Here is an 18,389-nt window from a genome sequence, read left to right as displayed (position 1 = left end):
GGGTTGGTTCGTACCAGCCTCCGGCGGGTTTGAGAAGATGAGCACTCGTCGTGTTCTCCGCCGTTCCCGGCCGGTCCGTCGCGGGCCGGTACGGGGGCGGCCCGCCCGCGAGGAGGTCGCGCGCATGTCGGTCAACGGCGCAGGCGACATCCGCCCCGTCATCCAGCGCAACAGCCTGCGCGAACAGATCGCCGGGGCGCTGCGCGAGGAGATGATGGCCGGCCGTCTCGCGGCCGGCCGCAACTTCACCGTCAAGGAGATCGCCGAGCTGTACGGCGTCTCCGCGACCCCGGCCCGGGAGGCGCTGGTCGACCTCGGCGCGCAGGGGCTGCTGCGGGCCGAGCACCACCGGGGCTACACCGTGCCCGAGCTGAGCTGGTCGGACTTCCTGGAGATCTTCGAGTCCCGGGTGCTGATCACCGACAGCTTCCACCGGCAGTTCGCCACCGGCCGGGCGATGCCCGACGTCTCCCGGCTCTCCTCGCTGCGCCGCCGGGCCGACGCGGCGCAGCGGGCCGCCCGCAGCGGCAACCTGGACGTGATGGTGGGCTGCGACCGCCGGTTCTGGCAGGAAGTGGCCTCCCTGCTCGGCAACCGGCGCATCGCCGACTACCTGGACTGGCTGCGGGTGCAGTCCTGGATGTTCGCCGCCCGCTACCTGCGGGAGATGCCCGTGCTGGGCGGGGTCTGCTGGGACCGTCAGGTGGAGCTGGTCGACGCGATCGGGGCCGGGGACCTGCCCGGCGCGCACCGGATCATCTGCGAGTACAACCTGTTCACCGTCCGGCTGCTGGCCGGGCTGGCGGGGGAGCCGCTGGAGTCGGTCACCGTCCTCGGGCTGCTCACCGAGTCGGCGGGCGGCGGGCAGGCCCCGGCCGCGCCGGTTCCCGCGCCCGCCCCTGCGGCTGCTCAGGCCCCCGCCGAGGAGCCCGAGGCCCGGCCGAAGAGGTCCGCCGGGGCCGACGACGACCTCGGCAAGGAGCTGGGCCGGGAGCTGGGCCTGGGCCTCGGCCTGGTGCCCCAGCCGCGGGCCGTCCCGCACGGGAAGTTCGGCCGCAGGCTGCGCTGATCCGGGAGGGGAGCCCAGGCCCGTGCCGGGCGCGGGGCCGGTAGGGTGGGCGGTCGTCGACCGGGCGCCGCGTGCGGCGGTCGTCCGCGTACCGACCCCGTCCCCTCGTCGCCCCGTCCGCGGGCGATCCCGTCGCCCGGAGAGGAACTGCCGGCCATGGCCTGCGACCTCTGGCTCGTCCCGCTGGTGGACGTGCTGAGCCACAGCCCCGACAACCCCTTCCGGGACGACCTCGCGCTCTACAACGCGGCGTTGTCCTCGTTCGGGCTGCCGGAGGTGCCGGTCTACCAGTACACGCCGGGGATCAGCGGGGCGGTCGAGCCCATAGCCGCCTTCGACTACGACTCGCTGCACTTCCTGCGCCGCGCCTACCTGTTGGGCCTGACGGGCCTGGACATCACCCCGGTCGACGCGCTCGGCGGTGACTACGAGCAGCTGCTGGAGATGTTCGAGAGCACCGCCGAACAGTCCCACCTGGTCTGGCACTTCGACCACGCCGGCGCGTACGTGCCGATCGAGTTCAACGCCCCGCTGGTGGACGACGCGCTGCTCGCCTCCGGTGGGCCGCTCGGCTCCAGCTTCGGGCTGCTGCGTGAACTCCAGGCCGTGGCCCCGGCGCTGGGCATCGACCCGCTCAACCCGCCGGACCCGACCCGGCCGCTCGGCCCGACCGGCCTGGAGCAGCCGTTCGGGCCGCCGATCGACGACGTGCACCCCTTCGCCAAGGAGCGGCACGCCTGGTCGGGCCTGTACGCGGCGGCCGCCCGCAGCGTCACCCAGGGTTCGATGATCGTCTTCGCCTGACGCCGCGCGGGGCCCACTGCGGGGCCTACTGCGGCAGGCCCTCGGCGCCTACCGCAGCGGGCCCTCCGGCGGCCGCTGGCGCGGCATGGTGGGCCTGGTGCCCGGCGGGGGGAGCACCCGCACCTGCGCGCCGCCCCCGGTCTCGCTGCGCCCGCCCCAGGTCCCCGGGGCCTGGGTGGGCAGCTGGGTCATGGAGGCCCGGAACTCCAGCATCCACTCCGAGGTCTCGGTGCGGACCATGTCCGAGACGTCCTCGCAGAAGCGCCGCAGCACGCCCAGGCAGCGCTCGGCGGCCTCGCCCGCGGTGCCCTCGGTCGGGCCGAGCACCTCGCGCACGCACTCCGAGGCCCAGTCGAACTGGAACGCCTCCAGGCGGCGTTGCAGCGCCTGTGCGGTGGAGACGTCCCGCATCCAGCCCGAGGTCAGGCCGAAGACCCGGTCGGTGCCGTAGCAGGCGGCGGCGAGCGCGAGGCCGACGTAGCCCCAGCCGGCGCCGTGGCCGATCGCGCCGGCCAGGTCGACCAGCGGGGCGGTGACCCCGCCCACCGCGAAGGAGGCCGTGCCGAAGCGCAGCAGCCGGGCCCAGCGGCGCTTCCAGACGCGGTCCCGGCGGTACCAGTCGATCGCCTCGACGGCCCGCTCCTCGGACCAGCGGTACAGCTCCTCCAGCCGTTCGGCGGGCTCGCCCCAGTCCCCGAGCGGGAACTGGCGGGCGCTCAGATCGGTGTGTCGGCGGGTGGAGGCCCGGCGGGCGACGGTGGCGGGGGCGGACTGGTCCTCCTCGCCGATCTCCTTGCCCCAGGCACTCTCCTCGGGCTGCATTTCCGGCTGGCTCACCTGTGGGGCTCCCTGTGCGGGCGGCTGGGTCTGGCGGCGCATCGGCTGACGTGGCGTCTGCCGGTGGTTGTCCAACAGCACTTCTTACCGCCAAATGGCTGACCGTGGGGACGCTTCCCGGATGATCGTTACCGGATTCGGCCACCGGAACCCGAGGTGAGCGGGTTGCGCGCCGCGGCGGGATTTCACCCGTCCGAGGGAGGCCCCGGTGACCCGCCGTCCTGACCCGGACACCCGCTGCTGATCACCCCGGGCCCGGCCTGGAGGTTCCTCCGGGCTCGTCGGCGTACTGACCTCTTCCGGCTGGACGATCGCACGGGCCCGGAAGGAGGCCGGAACCGGCCACCCACTACCCTTGGCCAGCGTGAAGGTCCTCGTCATCGGCGGCGGCGCCCGCGAACACGCCCTGTGCCGCTCCCTGTCCCAAGATCCCTCCGTGACCGAGTTGCACTGCGCCCCGGGCAACGCCGGGATCGCCCGGGTGGCGGCGCTCCACCCGGTCGACCAGCTGGACGGCGCCCAGGTCCTCGACCTGGCCGTGCGGCTCGGCGCCGACCTGGTCGTCGTCGGCCCGGAGGCCCCGCTCGTCGCGGGCGTCGCCGACCCGCTGCGCGCGGCCGGCATCCCGGTGTTCGGCCCGTCCGCCCCGGCCGCCCAGCTGGAGGGCTCCAAGGCGTTCTCCAAGGACGTGATGGCCGCCGCCGGCGTGCCCACCGCCCGCTCCTACGTCTGCACCACGCCCGAGGAGGCCGCCGAGGCCCTGGACGCCTTCGGCGCCCCGTACGTGGTCAAGGACGACGGCCTGGCGGCCGGCAAGGGCGTCGTGGTCACCTCCGACCGCGAGGCCGCGCTGGCCCACGCCGCCTCCTGCGAGCGCGTGGTCATCGAGGAGTACCTGGACGGCCCCGAGGTGTCGCTGTTCGCGATCACCGACGGCACCACCGTCGTGCCGCTGCAGCCCGCGCAGGACTTCAAGCGCGCGCTGGACGGCGACGAGGGCCCCAACACCGGCGGCATGGGCGCTTACTCCCCGCTGCCCTGGGCCCCGGCCGGGCTGGTCGAGGAGGTCCTGGAGAGCGTCCTGCAGCCGACCGTGGACGAGCTGCGCCGCCGTGGCACCCCGTTCTCCGGCCTGCTGTACGCGGGCCTGGCGCTGACCTCGCGCGGCACCCGCGTGATCGAGTTCAACGCCCGCTTCGGCGACCCGGAGACCCAGGTCGTGCTGGCCCGGCTGCGCACCCCGCTGGCCGGCGTCCTGCTGGCGGCCGGCAACGGCACCCTGGACCAGCTGGAGCCGCTGCGCTGGAGCGAGGACGCGGCCGTGACCGTCGTCGTCGCCTCCGAGGGCTACCCGGCGGCTCCGCGCACCGGGGACCCGATCGAGGGCCTGGACGAGGCCGAGGCGGACGGCACGGCGTACGTGCTGCACGCCGGCACCGCCTCCGACGAGGACGGCCGGGTGCTGAGCACCGGCGGCCGGGTGCTGTCCGTCACCGCGACCGGCACCGACCTCGCCCAGGCGCGCGAGCGCGCGTACGCCGGGGTCGGCCGGATCTCGCTCAAGGGCGGCCAGCACCGCACCGACATCGCGCTGAAGGCGGCCACCGCGTAGCCGGTTCCGGCTCTCCGTCCGAGGGCGCTGCGGACCGTGGGGGTTTCCACCCCATGGACGCAGCGCCCTCGGCGTTTCCCGCACGAGGGTGACGAAGGGCGCGGCGCACCGTTCGGCGGCCCGATTCCAGCCCATCGGGTGACAGCGTCCGCATCCGGCTGACGTAACCGGGTGCCCGGCCTTATGGTGCGCTGGATCGCAGTGCGCCGGGTCTGTGCGCCGGGGTCGCCGCCGGGTAGCGGGGTTTCCGCGGGGTGATGCTGGACGGCGTCCGGCCGGGCGGTCACGCGGGTGCTTCGCACCGGACCGGTCGTCGCCCCGAGGGTGACGGCGTCGGTGTTCGGGCGGTGTCACCGGGACGAGTGGAAACCGGGACGATCCGGAACGCCCACCCGGGACGCCGCGTCGAAAATGTTCAGTAGCACCATGCAGCTTGCACTGCCGGGATCGGGCGACTCCGCTTCCCGGTCGGAACTGATCGTTTCGAGTCGGCTCAGGGGCCCGTCACCGGGCGCACCAGAGCTCCGAAGGGGGTGCCGGTATGGCCGCAGTCGACACCGCGCGCGCTCACGCCCAGGCCGTCCTGCGGGTCCGGGGCCTCGCCCTGGCCGCCGCCGTTCTGCCCGCCGCCGTGGCGGTGGTCCTGCTCGCCGGGCGGTTCACGGGCCGCATCGGCGCGCCGGGATCCTCCGACGCCGTCGGCTGGGACGTGGCCCGCTGGGCGGTGTGCGCCGTCGCCGTCCTCACCCTCGCGGTGGCCGCCCTCACCGCCCGGGCGTACCGACGGGCCGTCCCACCGCGCACCCCGGCCGTCCCGCTGGCGCGCGCCGAGGCGCCCGAGCTGTACCGGCTCATCGACGAGCTGGCCGAGCGGCTGGAGGTGCCCGCGCCCTCGGCCGTCGCGCTGACGCCCGACTGCGACAGCTGGCTGGAGGACCTCCCGCCCGCCGGCCGCCACCGGGTGCCGCCCGCGCCCGTGCTGGTGATCGGCTCGCCGTTCCTGTGGTGGATGCGGGCCGGGGAGCTGCGCGCGCTGCTGGCCCCCGTGGTCGCCGGGACGGCCGCCTCCGCCGACCACGAGATCGCCGCCGCCCGCCGCTTCCTGCGCAGCCTGGACGCCAGCCTCGACTCCGGCGGCGCCTGGGCCCCCGGCTTCGGTGTGGCGACCCCGCCCGCCCCGCCCCGGCGCGGGCCCGCCGCGCTCGCCCACCGCCTCACCGGGGCGATCACCCGCCGGCTGCTCGGCGCCTGCCGCGGCCACGCCGCCGAGCTGGAGCGGTCGGTGGCCGGCTGGGCCTCCGAGCAGGCCCGCAGCGTGGACTACGGCCTGCGCATAGCCGCCCAGGAGCAGGTCGGCCTCGCCTACGCCGGCTGGGACCGCCTGCTTACCAGGGTCGCCCTGCCCGCCTGGCGGCTCGGCCGCCACCCCTCCCGCCTCAACGCCGGCGTCGCCTCCGCGCTCACCGAGCTGTCCCGCCGCGACCGGCTGGCCGAGGGCTACGGAACCCGGCTCGGCGACCGCCCCGCCTGTGACCTGCTGGAGGAGCCCGGCGCCGTCGACCGGGCCGTCTCCCTCCTCGCCGCCGAGCTCTTCTTCGGCCGCCCCCCGGCCGGGGTCTGGCACGAGCTGGAGTGGACCGACTACCCGGCCGAGGTCGTGGACGCCGGCTGGCGTTCCCGCGCCGCCGCCCTGCAGGGCGCCCTGGACCGGCTCGCCCCCCAGGCCCGCCCCGGCGCCCCCACCCTCACCCGGCTCCTCGGCCGGCTCGCCGAGGGCGACGGCGAACGCCTCGCCGCCCTGCTCGCCGCCGGCCCGGCCCGCACCGCCGCCCCCGCCCCGCTGCTCGAACCCGCCCGCTCCGGCCGCGACCTGCTCGTGGACCACGTCACCGCGATGGTCTGCTGCGCCGCCGTGGACACCGCGGGCGGCACCCCGGGCCTGGACTGGCTGGACGGCCCGGTGCTGCTGGTGCGCGGGGTCCGCCGCACCGACCTGGCGGGCCCGGTGGCCCAGGCCGTCGAGCAGGGCCAGGACGGGCCGCTGCGCGCCTGGCTGGACGCGGCGGACGTCCGGCTGGAGAAGCCCGTGCGCCTCTGACCCGCCGCGGGCCCGCCTCTGACCCGGCTCTGGCCCGGCTCGGGGGCGGCGCTCGGAGCATCCGTACGCGCCCCCGGGCGGCCGGGGCGCCGGCCGTCCTCGCAGGCCGGAGGCCCTGACTCCCCCGGCCGCAAAGTTTCCGTACACCAATTGCTACCGTGGGGTGACGCAGCGTCCGCGCGGTGTGGTGTATTAGACCGCACGCACATCCGGGGGGCACGTGCCATCCCCGGACGAAGGTGCCAGCTGGGAGGGTCGCGTGGGGACCGAACTCAATCGCCGCTGGGAGTCCGGAACGCACGCCTACAGCGTCTCCGACCCCTTCGGACAAGGCCCGCTGCCCTGGCTGCGCAGCCCCGACGAGTACCTCGACAACGGCGGCAGCGTGCCCTGGTACGTCTCGGTGGACGCCCCCGGCCAGCGCCCCCTCGCCGCCGGGGGCCGCCCCAGCCCGCCGGTCGGCACCCCGCGCAGCTCCAACGACGTGGACCAGCAGATCAAGGGCTTCGCCTCGGCCGGGTTCATCCGCCCCGGCGGCTCGGTGGACTTCCGGGTGACCGTCAACCCGCCCCGGGAGTTCTCCGTCGACGTCTACCGGATCGGCCACTACGGCGGCGACGGCGCCCGCCACATGACCACCAGTCCGCTGATCCCCGGACTCGTCCAGCCCGCCCCGCTGGTCGTCGAGCGCACCGTCTCCTGCCACCACTGGTGGCACTCCTGGCGGCTGCAGATCCCCACCCACTGGCAGCCCGGTGCGTACGTCGCCGTGCTGACCACCCGTGACATGCTGCACCGAAGCCACATCCCGTTCACCGTACGGGACTTCGACCATCAGGCGGCTGCCGCCGCCGAGCTGCTCCTGGTGCTCCCCGACGTCACCTGGCAGGCGTACAACCTGTTCCCCGAGGACGGCCGCAGCGGCGCCAGCCTCTACCACGCCTGGGACGACGCCGGCGGGCTGCTCGGCGAGGCCGAGGCCGCCGTCACCGTCTCCTTCGACCGCCCGCACGCCACCGCCGGACTGCCCCTGCACGTCGGCCACGCCTACGACTTCATCCGCTGGGCCGAGCGCTACGGCTACGACCTCTCCTACGCCACCGCCACCGACCTGCACGCGGGCCTGGTCGACCCGGCGCGGCACCGGGCGCTGGTCTTCCCCGGCCACGACGAGTACTGGTCCGAGCCGATGCGCCGGGCCGCCGAGAAGGCCCGCGACGGCGGCACCTCCCTGGTGTTCCTCTCCGCCAACACCATGTACTGGCGCGTCGAGCTGACCCCGGCCGCCTCCGGCGAGCCCAACCGGCTGCTCAACTGCCGCAAGCGGCAGAAGGCCGGGCCGGGGAGCCCCGCCGCCGGGGCGCCCGGCGCCTCCAGCGCGCTGTGGCGCGACGCGGGGGAGCCCGAGCAGCACCTGCTCGGCGTGCAGTACTCGGGCAGTGTCGCCGCGCCCGTCCCGCTGCTCGCCCGGCACACCGCGCACTGGCTCTGGGACGGCACCGGGCTGATGGAGGGCGAGGAGCTGCCCGGCCTCGTCGCGGGGGAGGCCGACCGGTACTACCCCAAGGTGGCGCTGCCCGAGCACACCGAGCGGGTGCTGCTGGCCCACTCGCCGTACCAGGACCTCGCCGGGCGCACCCGCTTCCAGGAGACCTCCCTGTACCGGGCGCCCAGCGGCGCGTACGTCTTCGCCGCCGGGACCTTCGCCTGGTCACCCGCCCTGGACCGGCCCGGCATGACCGACGAGCGCGTCCAGCGGGCCACCGCCAATCTGCTGGACCGGCTCTGCAAGAACGAGCCCACAGGCGTTCGTGAAAGACTGCGGGGGCAGTGACCTCCCCTTTCGCGGTGCCCCACGCCCGTGAACGACCCCTGAGGACTGAACACCTTGAGCGGATTTGTCACCAAGCCCGAGCCGGTCCAGGTGCCCGGCCTGGTCCACCTGCACACCGGCAAGGTGCGCGACCTCTACCGCACCGAGTCGGGCGAACTGGTGATGGTGGCCAGCGACCGGATGTCCGCCCACGACTGGGTGCTGCCGAACGAGATCCCGGACAAGGGCCGCGTCCTCACCCAGCTGTCCCTGTGGTGGTTCGAGCGGATCGCCGACATCGTGCCCAACCACGTGATCTCCACCGAGGTCCCGGCCGGCGCCCCCGCCGACTGGAAGGGCCGCACGCTGATCTGCAAGAGCCTGGACATGATCCCCGTCGAGGCCGTCGCCCGCGGCTACCTGGCCGGCTCCGGCCTCACCGAGTACCGGGAGACCCGTACCGTCTGCGGCATCGCGCTGCCCGAGGGCCTGGTCGACAGCTCCGAGCTGCCCGCCCCGATCTACACCCCGGCCCTCAAGGCCGAGGTCGGCGAGCACGACGAGAACGTCCCCTACGAGGAGACGGCCCGCCGCATCGGCGCCGAACGCGCCAACCAGGTCCGCCGCACCACCCTGGACGTCTACGCCCGCGCCCGGGACATCGCCCGCGAGCGCGGCATCATCCTGGCCGACACCAAGTTCGAGTTCGGCCTGCTGGACGGCGAGCTGATCATCGGCGACGAGGTGCTCACGCCGGACTCCTCGCGCTACTGGCCCGCCGACGAGTACGAGCCGGGCCGCTCGCAGTCCTCCTTCGACAAGCAGCTGATCCGCGACTGGCTGGTCTCCCCGGCCTCCGGCTGGGACCGCTACAGCGAGCAGCCCCCGCCGGAGCTGCCCGCCGAGCTGGTCGAGCGGACCAGGGCCAAGTACATCGAGGTGTACGAGCGGCTGACGGGCCTCAGCTGGGCCTGAAGGCCGTAGGGGCGCCCGCGAGCACTCAGATCCAGCCGTGCTCGCGGGCGATCCGCACCGCCGCGTGGCGGTTCTCGGCGCCGAGCTTGGTGGCCGCCGAGGAGAGGTAGTTGCGCACGGTGCCCTGGGAGAGCGAGGCGCGCCGTGCGATCTCGGCGATGGTGGTGCCGTCCGCGGCCAGCTCCAGGACGTCCGTCTCGCGCGGGGTCAGCGGGGTCTCCCCGGCGCTGATCGCGTCCGCCGCCAGCTCCGGGTCCACGTACCGGCCGCCGGAGCGCACGGTGCGGATGATGCCGGCCAGGTCGGCGGCCGAGACGGTCTTCGGCAGGAAGCCCCGTACGCCGACCTCCAGCGCCCGCTTGAGGTACCCGGGGCGGCCGTGGCCGGTGACGATCATGCAGCGGCACTCGGGCAGCACCCGGCGCAGCTCGGTGGCCACCTCGATGCCGTCGTGCCCCGGCATCTGGAGGTCCAGGACGGCGATGTCCGGCCGGTGCGCCTGGGCCGTCGCCAGCGCCTCGGGGCCGGAGCCGGCCTGGGCGACCACCTCGATGTCCTCCTCCAGCGAGAGCAGCGCGGCCAGCGCGCCCCGGATGAGGTGCTCGTCGTCGGCGAGCAGGACGCGGATGGGGGGCTCGGTCATCGGGCGGGCCTTCCTGGGTGCGGCAGCGGAACGGTGGCGAGCATCCGGAAGACGCCCTCCCCGGCGGTCGGGACGGTCAGCTCCCCGTCGTGTGCGGCGAGGCGCTCGCGCAGTCCGCGCAGTCCGGTGCCGCCGCCCTGGGAGGGGATCGGGACGGCGGGCACCCCGTCGTTCTCCAGCTCCAGCACCGCCCGTCCGTCCTCCAGCCGCAGCCGGATCAGGCAGTGCGCCGCCTCGCTGTGCCGCAGCACGTTGGTGGTGGCCTCGCGGATCACCCAGCCGAGCACGGACTGCACCGCGGGCGGCAGCAGCGCGGCGTCCTCGCCGAGGTCGATCTCGCAGGAGACGTCCGCCGAGCGCAGCACCGCGCGGGCGCCGTACGCCTCGGCGTGCAGGTCTGCGGTGCGGTAGCCGCGGATCACGTCCCGGACCTCGCGCTGCGACTCCTGGGCGATCCTCTGCACCTCGGCCATCTGCTCGGCGGCCTCGGGGCGCCCGCGGTGGGCGAGCTGGACGGCGAGCTCGCTCTTGAGCGCGATGGTGGTGAGGTTGCGGCCCATCACGTCGTGCAGGTCGCGGGAGAAGCGCAGCCGCTCCTCGGCGACGGCCAGCCGGGACTGCGCCTCGCGGGCGGTGTCCAGCTCCCAGACGATGGCGCAGAGCCAGGCGAAGCTGCGCTCGCTGACGCCGACGAACGGCAGGCCGAACAGGGCGCCGACCAGCATCGCGACGGTGTTCACCACGCCGGCGTCGGCGAGCAACATCGCGGGGGCCAGCAGCAGGGTGCCGCAGACGGCCGCGAGGACGACGTGGGGGACGGGCAGTCCGATGGAGGGCGGGCCGAAGGCGACGCAGAGCAGCAGGACGGCGATGGTGTCGGTGTACGAGACCCCGGTGGCGTGCTGCTCGGTGAGAGAGGGGCCGGTCAGCATGACGGCCCAGGCGCCGGCCACCGCGAAGGCGCCGTTGGCGGCCATCCAGCGCAGGTGGTCGACGGGCCGGCCGAGGTAGTGGTCGAGCGCGGCGCGGGAGGCCCGGATGCCGAGCAGGGCGGAGGCCAGGGCGACGAGCAGGGAGATCCGGGCGTTGGTGGGAGAGTGCCACCGGTTGGCGGCGGACCCGACGATGATCAGGGTGGTCGGCAGCAGGATCAGCGGGAGCAGGTAGATCGACCAGCGGATGTAGACCTCGGAGCGCTTGGCCTTGCCGAAGCCCCGCCAGGTCCGCAGCGGTGAGCGCATCCCCATGTCTTCCGCCCCCAGGTCGGTCACGATCGTGCTGTCCGCCTTCCTATCAGAGGTGGGACCGGGAGCGCTCCTTCGGGATCCGGCCTGGTCAGCGGCGGGGTTCCCAGCGGAAGTACCGGTGCGCGCCCCAGATCGCCAGGTACAGCCAGATGCCCCCGGTGATCAGGTGCGGGCCCGCGGCGCCCCAGCTGCCCGCGAAGCCGGTGGCGGCGGCCGAGCCGTCGGTGCCGAACCAGCCGATGCGGATCAGCTGGAAGGCCGGGGTGGTGGGCAGCAGGCGGCAGACGTCCGCGACGGTCTTGTTCATGACCTCCAGCGGGACGAACAGGCCCGAGCCGAACTGCATGACCAGCATCATCGGCAGGGTGGTGATGCCGGCGCTCTCCACCGTCCTGGTGAAGGCGCTGGACACGGCGGCCAGGGCGATCATGGTGGCCAGGATCATCGCGATTCCGGCCAGCATCAGCAGCGGGTTGACCGGCACGGTCAGGTGCAGGCCCAGGCTGCCGCCGACGCCGATCAGGGCGGCCATGAGCAGGCCGATGGTGAGCGAGGGGACGGCCGTGCCGAGCAGGATCTCCAGGTCCCGGGCCTCGCCGGTGCGCAGTCGCTTGAGGACCAGCTCGCCGCGGCGGGCGACGTACGCGCCGGTCAGGTTGTAGTAGACGACGAAGGACAGCATCATCCCGATCGAGCCGTAGACCAGCATCGAGTCGACGTCCAGCCCGGGGGTGGAGTCCGCCTGCTTCTTGAGGATGCCGCGCAGCGAGACGATCAGCACCAGCGGCATCAGCAGGGCGGTGAACAGCGCCGTGCGGTTGCGCACCAGCAGGGTGGCCTCGGCGCGGCCGAGGGCGAGCAGCCGGCGGACGGTGGTGCTCTGCGGGCCGGCGGCGGGCGCGGTGGCGGTGGCGGTGGTGGTCATCGGGCGGTTCCGATCAGGCGGCGGCGGGCGGGACGGGCGGCGGGGGCCTGTGGAGGGGCCGCGGGAGGGGCCTGGTGCGCGGCCTCGGAGGCGATGGCGAGGAAGGCTTCCTCCAGCGAGGCGCTGCGGGCGTCGAGGGCGCCGAGCGCGATCCCGTGGTGGCGGGCCCAGCCGAGCAGGTCGGTGAGGGTGTCCTGGAGGGCGGTGGTCCGGACGGTGACCTTGCGGCCGTCGAGCGTCACCTCGGCGCCGTCCAGGAGAGGCAGGGCCGTGCCGGTGAACTCGGGCAGGTCGAAGGCGATCCTGGAGGGCCGCCCGGCGATCACCTCGGCGACGGTGCCGGAGACGACGATCCGGCCGCCGTGCATGATGGCCAGCCGGTCGGCGAGCTCCTCGGCCTCCTCCAGGTAGTGCGTGGTGAGCAGCACGGTGGTGCCCTGGGCGCGCAGTTCGCGCACCAGGCGCCAGACGGCGGCACGGGCCTCCGGGTCCAGGCCCGTGCTGGGCTCGTCCAGGAACAGCACCTCGGGGCGGCCGAGCAGGGCCATCGCCAGGTCGAGCCGGCGCTTCTCGCCGCCGAACAGCTGCTTGACCCGGACACCGGCGCGGTGGCCGAGGCCCACCAGGTCGAGCACCTCGGAGACGGGGCGGGCGCCGCTGGTCATCCCGGCCCAGGCGCGGCCGGTCTCGGCGGCGGTGAGGTCGCCGGGGAAGCCGCCCTCCTGGAGCATGATGCCGATCCGGGGGCGGACGACGGCGCGTTCGGCGAAGGGGTCGTGGCCGAGCACCCGGACGCTGCCGCCGCCGGGGGCGGTCAGCCCTTCGATGACCTCCATGGTGGAGGTCTTGCCCGCCCCGTTGGTGCCGAGCAGGGCGAACAGTTCGCCGCGGCCGACCGTCAGGTCCACGCCGCGGACGGCGTGGTAGCCGGTGGTGCCGCTGCCGTAGTGGCGGTGCAGGCCCGTGACCTCGATCACGTGGTCCCCGGGGCGGGAGGGCTGGCTCTTTTCCATGCCTCAAGCCTTCCGCTGCCCCGGGCCCGCGGGCAGTGCGCGCCGTCATCGGACGGCGGTGGCGATCCACGGGTCGGCGATGACAAATGTCATCGGCCCGGTACAGGGATAAGAGAGAGGAAATGCTGAAGGGCCCCCTCGATCGAGGGAGCCCTTCACGCTGGAGCGGACGACGAGATTCGAACTCGCGACCCTCACCTTGGCAAGGTGATGCTCTACCAACTGAGCCACGTCCGCAGGATGGAACTATTGAGTTGTGCTGTGCTCGCGCACTGCGAGCGGACGACGAGATTCGAACTCGCGACCCTCACCTTGGCAAGGTGATGCTCTACCAACTGAGCCACGTCCGCATGGTGCCTGGCGGGGCACCCACCGCCTCTTCGGATCTCTCCGTTGCGGCGACGAGGAATACTCTACAGCATCGTTCGGGGTGGTCGCCCCACCCTTTCGGCCCAGGGCCGGGCGGGGCGACCGGGCCCGGACGGCCCGGACGGGTCAGTTCGCCTCGGCGAACTGCTCGTACACGTGCTTGGGAATCCGGCCGCGGGCCGGGAGCTCCATGCCGCGCGAGAGGGCCCAGGCGCGGACGGTGGCCGGGTCCGGGGTCAGTGCGGTGCGGCGGAAGGACTTTCCGGTGCGGCTCTGGCGACGGCCGGCCGCGACGAACGGAGCGAGGGCCTCCCGCAGCTTTTCGGCGTTGTCCACGGACAGGTCGATCTCGTACGACTTCCCGTCGACGCCGAAGTGGACGGTTTCCGCGGCGGCGCCGCCGTCCAGGTCGTCGGAGAGCGTGACAACTACACGCTGAGCCATGGGTGTCAATCCTCTCGGCAATTCGGCCCCGGTTCCCGGGGATGTGTCCGGGGGGCCTGATGTGCACCTCTCGCGCAAGCGGGTACGGTCCGGCCGGAGGTCGGCCGGATACGCGGCACTCGCCACGACAGGTGGGCCCTATTCTGCACCCGAAGGGGGTCGAAATCGAAGAGTCCGGCATTCTTTTCCGGATATTCACGAGTCTTCGCCGGAGTGCTGGATACCGGTGTGCGGGGACGGGAGGATCTGTCCCCAAGTGCCGTATTCGGGTGTTCTTCGGGCGTTCTCGCGAGGGGTCGGGAATCACCGGAAACCGGGGGGTGGCGGCGGGGGCCCCGGGGCCCGGAAGCCTTGGGACGTAAGGGTCCTGGGTCTACGCGCGTCACCCTCCCCGGCCAGCAATCCTGGTCCGAACGGCTTGTAGTCTGGAGTTCCCCCGCCTCACCGAAACACCACCGGGAGTGCCAGTGGCACGCGTCGTAGTCGACGTCATGCTCAAGCCGGAGATCCTCGACCCCCAGGGCCAGGCTGTGCAGCGCGCACTGCCCCGTCTCGGATTCACCGGGATCGCCGACGTCCGCCAGGGCAAGCGCTTCGAGCTGGAAGTGGAGGGCCCGGTCGACGAGGCCGCGCTCGCCCGTATCCGCGAAGCCGCAGAGACGTTCCTCGCCAACACCGTGATCGAGGACTTCACCGTCCGAGTCGAGGAGGCGGCGAAGTGACCACCCGCGTCGGCGTCGTCACTTTCCCCGGCTCCCTCGACGACCGTGACGCGCAGCGCGCGGTCCGCCTGGCCGGTGCCGAGCCGGTCGCGCTCTGGCACCGTGACAAGGATCTCCACCAGGTCGACGCCGTCGTCCTGCCCGGCGGATTCAGTTACGGCGACTATCTGCGTGCGGGCGCCATCTCCCGCTTCTCGCCGGTGATGGAGAGCATCATCGAGCAGGCGAAGCTCGGAATGCCCGTCCTCGGTATCTGCAACGGCTTCCAGGTGCTCACCGAGTCCCACCTGCTGCCCGGCGCGATGCTGCGCAACAACCACCTGCACTTCATCTGCCGCGAGCAGAAGCTGCGGGTGGAGAATGCCTCCACCGCCTGGACCCGTGATTACACGGCCGGGCAGGAGATTCAGATCCCGCTGAAGAACATGGACGGCCGCTACACCGCGGACGCTCGCACGATCGACGAGCTGGAGGCGGAGGGCCGGGTGGTTTTCCGCTACCTGGACGTCAACCCCAACGGGTCGATCAATGACATCGCCGGCATCACCAACGCCGCCGGCAACGTCGTCGGTCTGATGCCGCACCCGGAGCACGCGGTCGAGCCGCTGGTGGGTACCGGCGGCACGGACGGTCTGGGTTTCTTCACGTCCGTCCTCAAGCAGCTGGTGAACGCCTGATGAGCCTCGACACCGTCAAGAACGCCGAGCAGACTCCGGACGCGGCCCAGCCGTGGGCCGAACTCGGCCTCAAGGAGGACGAGTACGCGCGCATCCGGGAGATTCTCGGCCGCCGCCCCACCGGCGCGGAACTCGCGATGTACTCCGTCATGTGGTCGGAGCACTGTTCGTACAAGAGCAGCAAGGTCCACCTGAAGCAGTTCGGCGAGAAGAAGCCGGATTCGGACGCGATGCTCGTCGGCATCGGCGAGAACGCCGGCGTCGTGGACGTGGGCCAGGGTTACGCGGTGACCTTCAAGGTCGAGTCGCACAACCACCCCTCGTACATCGAGCCCTACCAGGGCGCGGCCACCGGCATCGGCGGCATCGTGCGCGACATCCTCGCGATGGGCGCCCGCCCGGTCGCGGTGATGGACCCGCTGCGCTTCGGCGCGGCCGACCACCCGGACACCCGGCGCGTGCTGCCCGGGATCGTCTCGGGCATCGGCGGCTACGGCAACTGCCTGGGCCTGCCGAACATCGGCGGCGAGGTCGTCTTCGACTCCTGCTACCAGGGCAACCCGCTGGTCAACGCGCTGTGCGTGGGCGTCATGAAGCACGAGGACATCCACCTCGCGCAGGCGTCCGGCGCCGGCAACAAGGTCATCCTGTACGGAGCCCGCACCGGCGGCGACGGCATCGGCGGCGTTTCGGTGCTGGCCTCCGAGACCTTCGACGACACCAAGCCGGCCAAGCGCCCGGCCGTCCAGGTCGGCGACCCGTTCCAGGAGAAGCTCCTCATCGAGTGCACCCTGGAGATCTTCGGCGAGAAGCTCGTCAAGGGCATCCAGGACCTCGGCGGCGCCGGTCTGTCCTGCGCCACCAGCGAGCTGGCCTCGGCCGGCTCCGGCGGCATGCGGGTCGACCTCGACACCGTGCACCTGCGCGACCACACGCTCTCGCCCGAGGAGATCCTCATGAGCGAGTCGCAGGAGCGCATGTGCGCCATCGTCGAGCCCGACAAGGTCGCCCGCTTCCTCGAGATCTGCGAGAAGTGGGACGTCATCGCCACCGTCATCGGTGAGGTGACCGACGGCGAGCGCCTGGAGATCTACTGGCACGGCGAGCTCGTCGTGGACGTGCCCCCGCGCACCGTCGCCCACGACGGCCCGGTCTACCAGCGCCCCTACGCCCGCCCGAGCTGGCAGGACGCGCTGCAGGCCGACGCCCCCACCGCCGAGCGGCTGGCCCGCCCGACCACCGGTGAGGGCCTCAAGGCCGACCTGCTGAAGGTCGCCTCGCACCCGAACCAGGCCTCCAAGTCCTGGATCACCGACCAGTACGACCGCTTCGTGCTCGGCAACACCGTGCTCTCGGTCGGCGAGGACTCGGGCATGATCCGGATCGACGAGGAGACCAACCTCGGCGTCTCGGTCGCCACCGACGGCAACGGCCGCTACGCCAAGCTGGACCCGTACACCGGCGCCCAGCTGGCCCTCGCCGAGTCGTACCGCAACGTCGCGGCCGGCGGTGCCAAGCCGCTCGCCGTCTCCGACTGCCTCAACTTCGGCTCCCCCGAGGACCCGGACGTGATGTGGCAGTTCGCCGAGGCCACCCGCGGCCTGGCCGACGCCTGCCTCGTGCTCGGCACCCCGGTCACCGGCGGCAACGTCTCGCTGTACAACCAGACCGGCGAGGTCGCCATTCACCCGACCCCCGTGGTCGCGGTGCTCGGCGTCATCGACGACGTCAACCGCCGCACCCCGGTCGCCTTCGCCGAGGAAGGGCAGCTGCTCTACCTGCTCGGCGACACGGCGGACGAGCTCGGCGGCTCGGCCTGGACCCAGGTCGTCCACGACCACCTCGGTGGCCTGCCGCCCAAGCTGGACCTGGAGCGCGAGCGGCTGCTCGGCGAGATCCTGATCGCCGCCTCGCGCGACGGCATGATCGACGCCGCGCACGACCTCTCCGACGGCGGCCTCGGCCAGGCGCTCGTGGAGAGCTGCCTCAAGGGCGGCAACGGCGCGCGGATCATCGTGCCCGAGGGCATGGACCCGTTCGTGTTCCTGTTCTCCGAGTCGGCCGGCCGCGCCGTCGTGGCGGTGCCGCGCAGCGAGGAGCTCCGCTTCAACGACATGTGCACCGCGCGCGGCCTCCCGGCCACCCGCATCGGTGTCGTGGACGGCGACTCCCTGGACGTCCAGGGGCAGTTCACCGTCTCGCTGGCCGAGCTGAAGGACGCCCACACCGGCGTCATCGAGGCCCTGCTGGGCTGAGTTCTACGCCGAGGGGCGGACGGGTTCGATCGAACCCGTCCGCCCCTCGGCGTATGTTGGGCCCCATGCCTCCCAAGTCCCGTACGTACCAGCCGCAGAAGGTCCGCGCCGCGCTGGCCGCCCAGATCGGGGCGCTGCGCGCCGTCGTGGGGGGTCTCGACGACGGGCGGCTGGACCTGCCGACCCGGCTGGGGGACTGGCGGGTGCGGGAGTTGCTCGCGCACCTGGCCGTCCAGCTCGACTTCCTGCCGGCGCACCTGGACGATCCGCTGGAGGGCCGGGCGGCGCTGGACCTGACGGGGTGGGTGGCGGCGGTCGGTGCGGTCGCGCCGGCGCTGGACGCCCAGACCCGGGAGCGGGCGGCCGCCGGGTTCGGCGGTGACGCGGCCTCCGTGGCGGAAGCCTTCGGACGGTCCGCGGACGCCCTGGAGCGGATGCTGGAGCGGCCCGAACTCGCGGACCCCGAGCGGCGGTTGGAGATCCGGCTGGGGTCGATGCTGCTCGCCGATCTGCTGGTGACCAGGCTGGTCGAGACGGTGGTGCACGCCGACGACCTGGCCGAGGCGCTGGGCCTGGACGCCTTCCCGCACGACCGCCAGGCCCTCGCCGCCGTCACCCGGCTGCTGGCGGACGCCTTCGCCGACCAGGCGCCCGGCGGGGCCGTCGAGCTGCGGATCCCGCCCTTCGCGGTGGTGCAGGCCGTCGAGGGGCCGAAGCACACCCGGGGCACCCCGCCGAACGTGGTCGAGACCGACGCCCTCACCTGGATCCGGCTGGCCACCGGGCGCCTGGCCTGGGCGGAGGCGGAGGAGAGCGCCTCCCTCTCCGCCTCCGGCGAGCGCAGCGACCTGCGGGCGTACCTGCCGGTGATGCGGTAGGCCCTGTC

General features: G+C 73.3%; 16 protein-coding genes and 2 tRNA genes. 10 read left to right on the top strand and 8 right to left on the bottom strand.

Going from position 1 to position 18,389, the window contains the following annotated elements; genetic code table 11:
- The first annotated feature begins 124 nt into the window (after positions 1 to 124).
- Together ACIBCA_RS16425 and ACIBCA_RS16420 are read left to right on the top strand one after the other, a co-directional pair.
- A complete protein-coding gene (locus ACIBCA_RS16425; RefSeq protein ID WP_396283547.1) occupies positions 125 to 1,069 on the top strand; it encodes a GntR family transcriptional regulator in 945 nt (314 codons plus the stop codon).
- 156 nt (positions 1,070 to 1,225) lie between these two features.
- Positions 1,226 to 1,873: a hypothetical protein gene (locus tag ACIBCA_RS16420; RefSeq protein WP_396283546.1), complete on the top strand. Its 648-nt coding sequence runs from the start codon at positions 1,226 to 1,228 to the stop codon at positions 1,871 to 1,873.
- Between the two features lie 48 nt (positions 1,874 to 1,921).
- Here the strand turns inward: ACIBCA_RS16420 and ACIBCA_RS16415 are convergent, their stop codons facing one another.
- Positions 1,922 to 2,710: an SLATT domain-containing protein gene (locus tag ACIBCA_RS16415; protein WP_396283545.1), complete on the bottom strand. Its 789-nt coding sequence runs from the start codon at positions 2,708 to 2,710 to the stop codon at positions 1,922 to 1,924.
- Between the two features lie 364 nt (positions 2,711 to 3,074).
- On the opposite strand from ACIBCA_RS16415, the gene purD reads away from it, so the two are divergent.
- The 4 genes from purD to ACIBCA_RS16395 all read left to right on the top strand — a co-directional run bounded on the left by purD (position 3,075) and on the right by ACIBCA_RS16395 (position 9,208).
- A complete protein-coding gene (purD, locus tag ACIBCA_RS16410) occupies positions 3,075 to 4,322 on the top strand; it encodes a phosphoribosylamine--glycine ligase (RefSeq protein ID WP_396283544.1) in 1,248 nt (415 codons plus the stop codon).
- Between the two features lie 541 nt (positions 4,323 to 4,863).
- On the top strand, positions 4,864 to 6,420 hold the full coding sequence (locus ACIBCA_RS16405; protein WP_396283543.1) for a hypothetical protein: 1,557 nt from the start codon (positions 4,864 to 4,866) through the stop codon (positions 6,418 to 6,420).
- A gap of 259 nt (positions 6,421 to 6,679) precedes the next feature.
- Positions 6,680 to 8,254: a N,N-dimethylformamidase beta subunit family domain-containing protein gene (locus ACIBCA_RS16400; RefSeq protein ID WP_396283542.1), complete on the top strand. Its 1,575-nt coding sequence runs from the start codon at positions 6,680 to 6,682 to the stop codon at positions 8,252 to 8,254.
- 54 nt (positions 8,255 to 8,308) lie between these two features.
- Entirely contained in the window at positions 8,309 to 9,208 is a 900-nt protein-coding gene (locus ACIBCA_RS16395; protein WP_396283541.1) for a phosphoribosylaminoimidazolesuccinocarboxamide synthase, read from the top strand.
- 25 nt (positions 9,209 to 9,233) lie between these two features.
- Here the strand turns inward: ACIBCA_RS16395 and ACIBCA_RS16390 are convergent, their stop codons facing one another.
- The 7 genes from ACIBCA_RS16390 to ACIBCA_RS16360 all read right to left on the bottom strand — a co-directional run bounded on the left by ACIBCA_RS16390 (position 9,234) and on the right by ACIBCA_RS16360 (position 13,849).
- Complete coding sequence (locus ACIBCA_RS16390; protein ID WP_396283540.1) at positions 9,234 to 9,851, bottom strand: response regulator; 618 nt, start codon at positions 9,849 to 9,851, stop codon at positions 9,234 to 9,236.
- A complete protein-coding gene (locus ACIBCA_RS16385; RefSeq protein WP_396283539.1) occupies positions 9,848 to 11,092 on the bottom strand; it encodes a sensor histidine kinase in 1,245 nt (414 codons plus the stop codon). The genes ACIBCA_RS16390 and ACIBCA_RS16385 overlap by 4 nt, the downstream gene beginning before the upstream one ends.
- Before the next feature lie 94 nt (positions 11,093 to 11,186).
- Entirely contained in the window at positions 11,187 to 12,023 is an 837-nt protein-coding gene (locus ACIBCA_RS16380; protein WP_396283538.1) for an ABC transporter permease, read from the bottom strand.
- Entirely contained in the window at positions 12,020 to 13,036 is a 1,017-nt protein-coding gene (locus tag ACIBCA_RS16375; RefSeq protein WP_396283537.1) for an ABC transporter ATP-binding protein, read from the bottom strand. The genes ACIBCA_RS16380 and ACIBCA_RS16375 overlap by 4 nt, the downstream gene beginning before the upstream one ends.
- Before the next feature lie 161 nt (positions 13,037 to 13,197).
- Positions 13,198 to 13,273: transfer RNA gene (locus ACIBCA_RS16370), tRNA-Gly, on the bottom strand.
- Between the two features lie 40 nt (positions 13,274 to 13,313).
- Positions 13,314 to 13,386, bottom strand: a tRNA-Gly gene (locus ACIBCA_RS16365).
- A gap of 145 nt (positions 13,387 to 13,531) precedes the next feature.
- The gene (locus tag ACIBCA_RS16360; RefSeq protein WP_031067644.1) at positions 13,532 to 13,849 is read right to left on the bottom strand and encodes an Lsr2 family protein; all 318 of its coding nucleotides are present in this window, start codon (positions 13,847 to 13,849) and stop codon (positions 13,532 to 13,534) included.
- A 461-nt stretch (positions 13,850 to 14,310) separates the two neighbouring features.
- Here ACIBCA_RS16360 and purS point away from each other — a divergent pair, with 461 nt between their 5' ends.
- The 4 genes from purS to ACIBCA_RS16340 all read left to right on the top strand — a co-directional run bounded on the left by purS (position 14,311) and on the right by ACIBCA_RS16340 (position 18,381).
- Positions 14,311 to 14,571 (top strand): phosphoribosylformylglycinamidine synthase subunit PurS, encoded by a 261-nt coding sequence (purS, locus tag ACIBCA_RS16355; RefSeq protein WP_078910955.1) that lies wholly within the window; start codon positions 14,311 to 14,313, stop codon positions 14,569 to 14,571.
- The gene (purQ, locus tag ACIBCA_RS16350; RefSeq protein WP_031067640.1) at positions 14,568 to 15,248 is read left to right on the top strand and encodes a phosphoribosylformylglycinamidine synthase subunit PurQ; all 681 of its coding nucleotides are present in this window, start codon (positions 14,568 to 14,570) and stop codon (positions 15,246 to 15,248) included. Before purS ends, purQ begins: the two co-directional genes overlap by 4 nt.
- Positions 15,248 to 17,503, top strand: a complete 2,256-nt coding sequence (gene purL / locus ACIBCA_RS16345; RefSeq protein ID WP_396283536.1) for a phosphoribosylformylglycinamidine synthase subunit PurL — start codon at positions 15,248 to 15,250, stop codon at positions 17,501 to 17,503. Before purQ ends, purL begins: the two co-directional genes overlap by 1 nt.
- A 65-nt stretch (positions 17,504 to 17,568) precedes the next feature.
- Positions 17,569 to 18,381: a sterol carrier family protein gene (locus tag ACIBCA_RS16340; RefSeq protein ID WP_396283535.1), complete on the top strand. Its 813-nt coding sequence runs from the start codon at positions 17,569 to 17,571 to the stop codon at positions 18,379 to 18,381.
- Positions 18,382 to 18,389 lie beyond the last annotated feature (8 nt).

This window comes from Kitasatospora sp. NPDC051170 (assembly GCF_044455705.1).
Classification (GTDB): Bacteria; Actinomycetota; Actinomycetes; order Streptomycetales; family Streptomycetaceae; genus Kitasatospora.
This window is presented reverse-complemented; position numbering and strand designations above follow the sequence as displayed.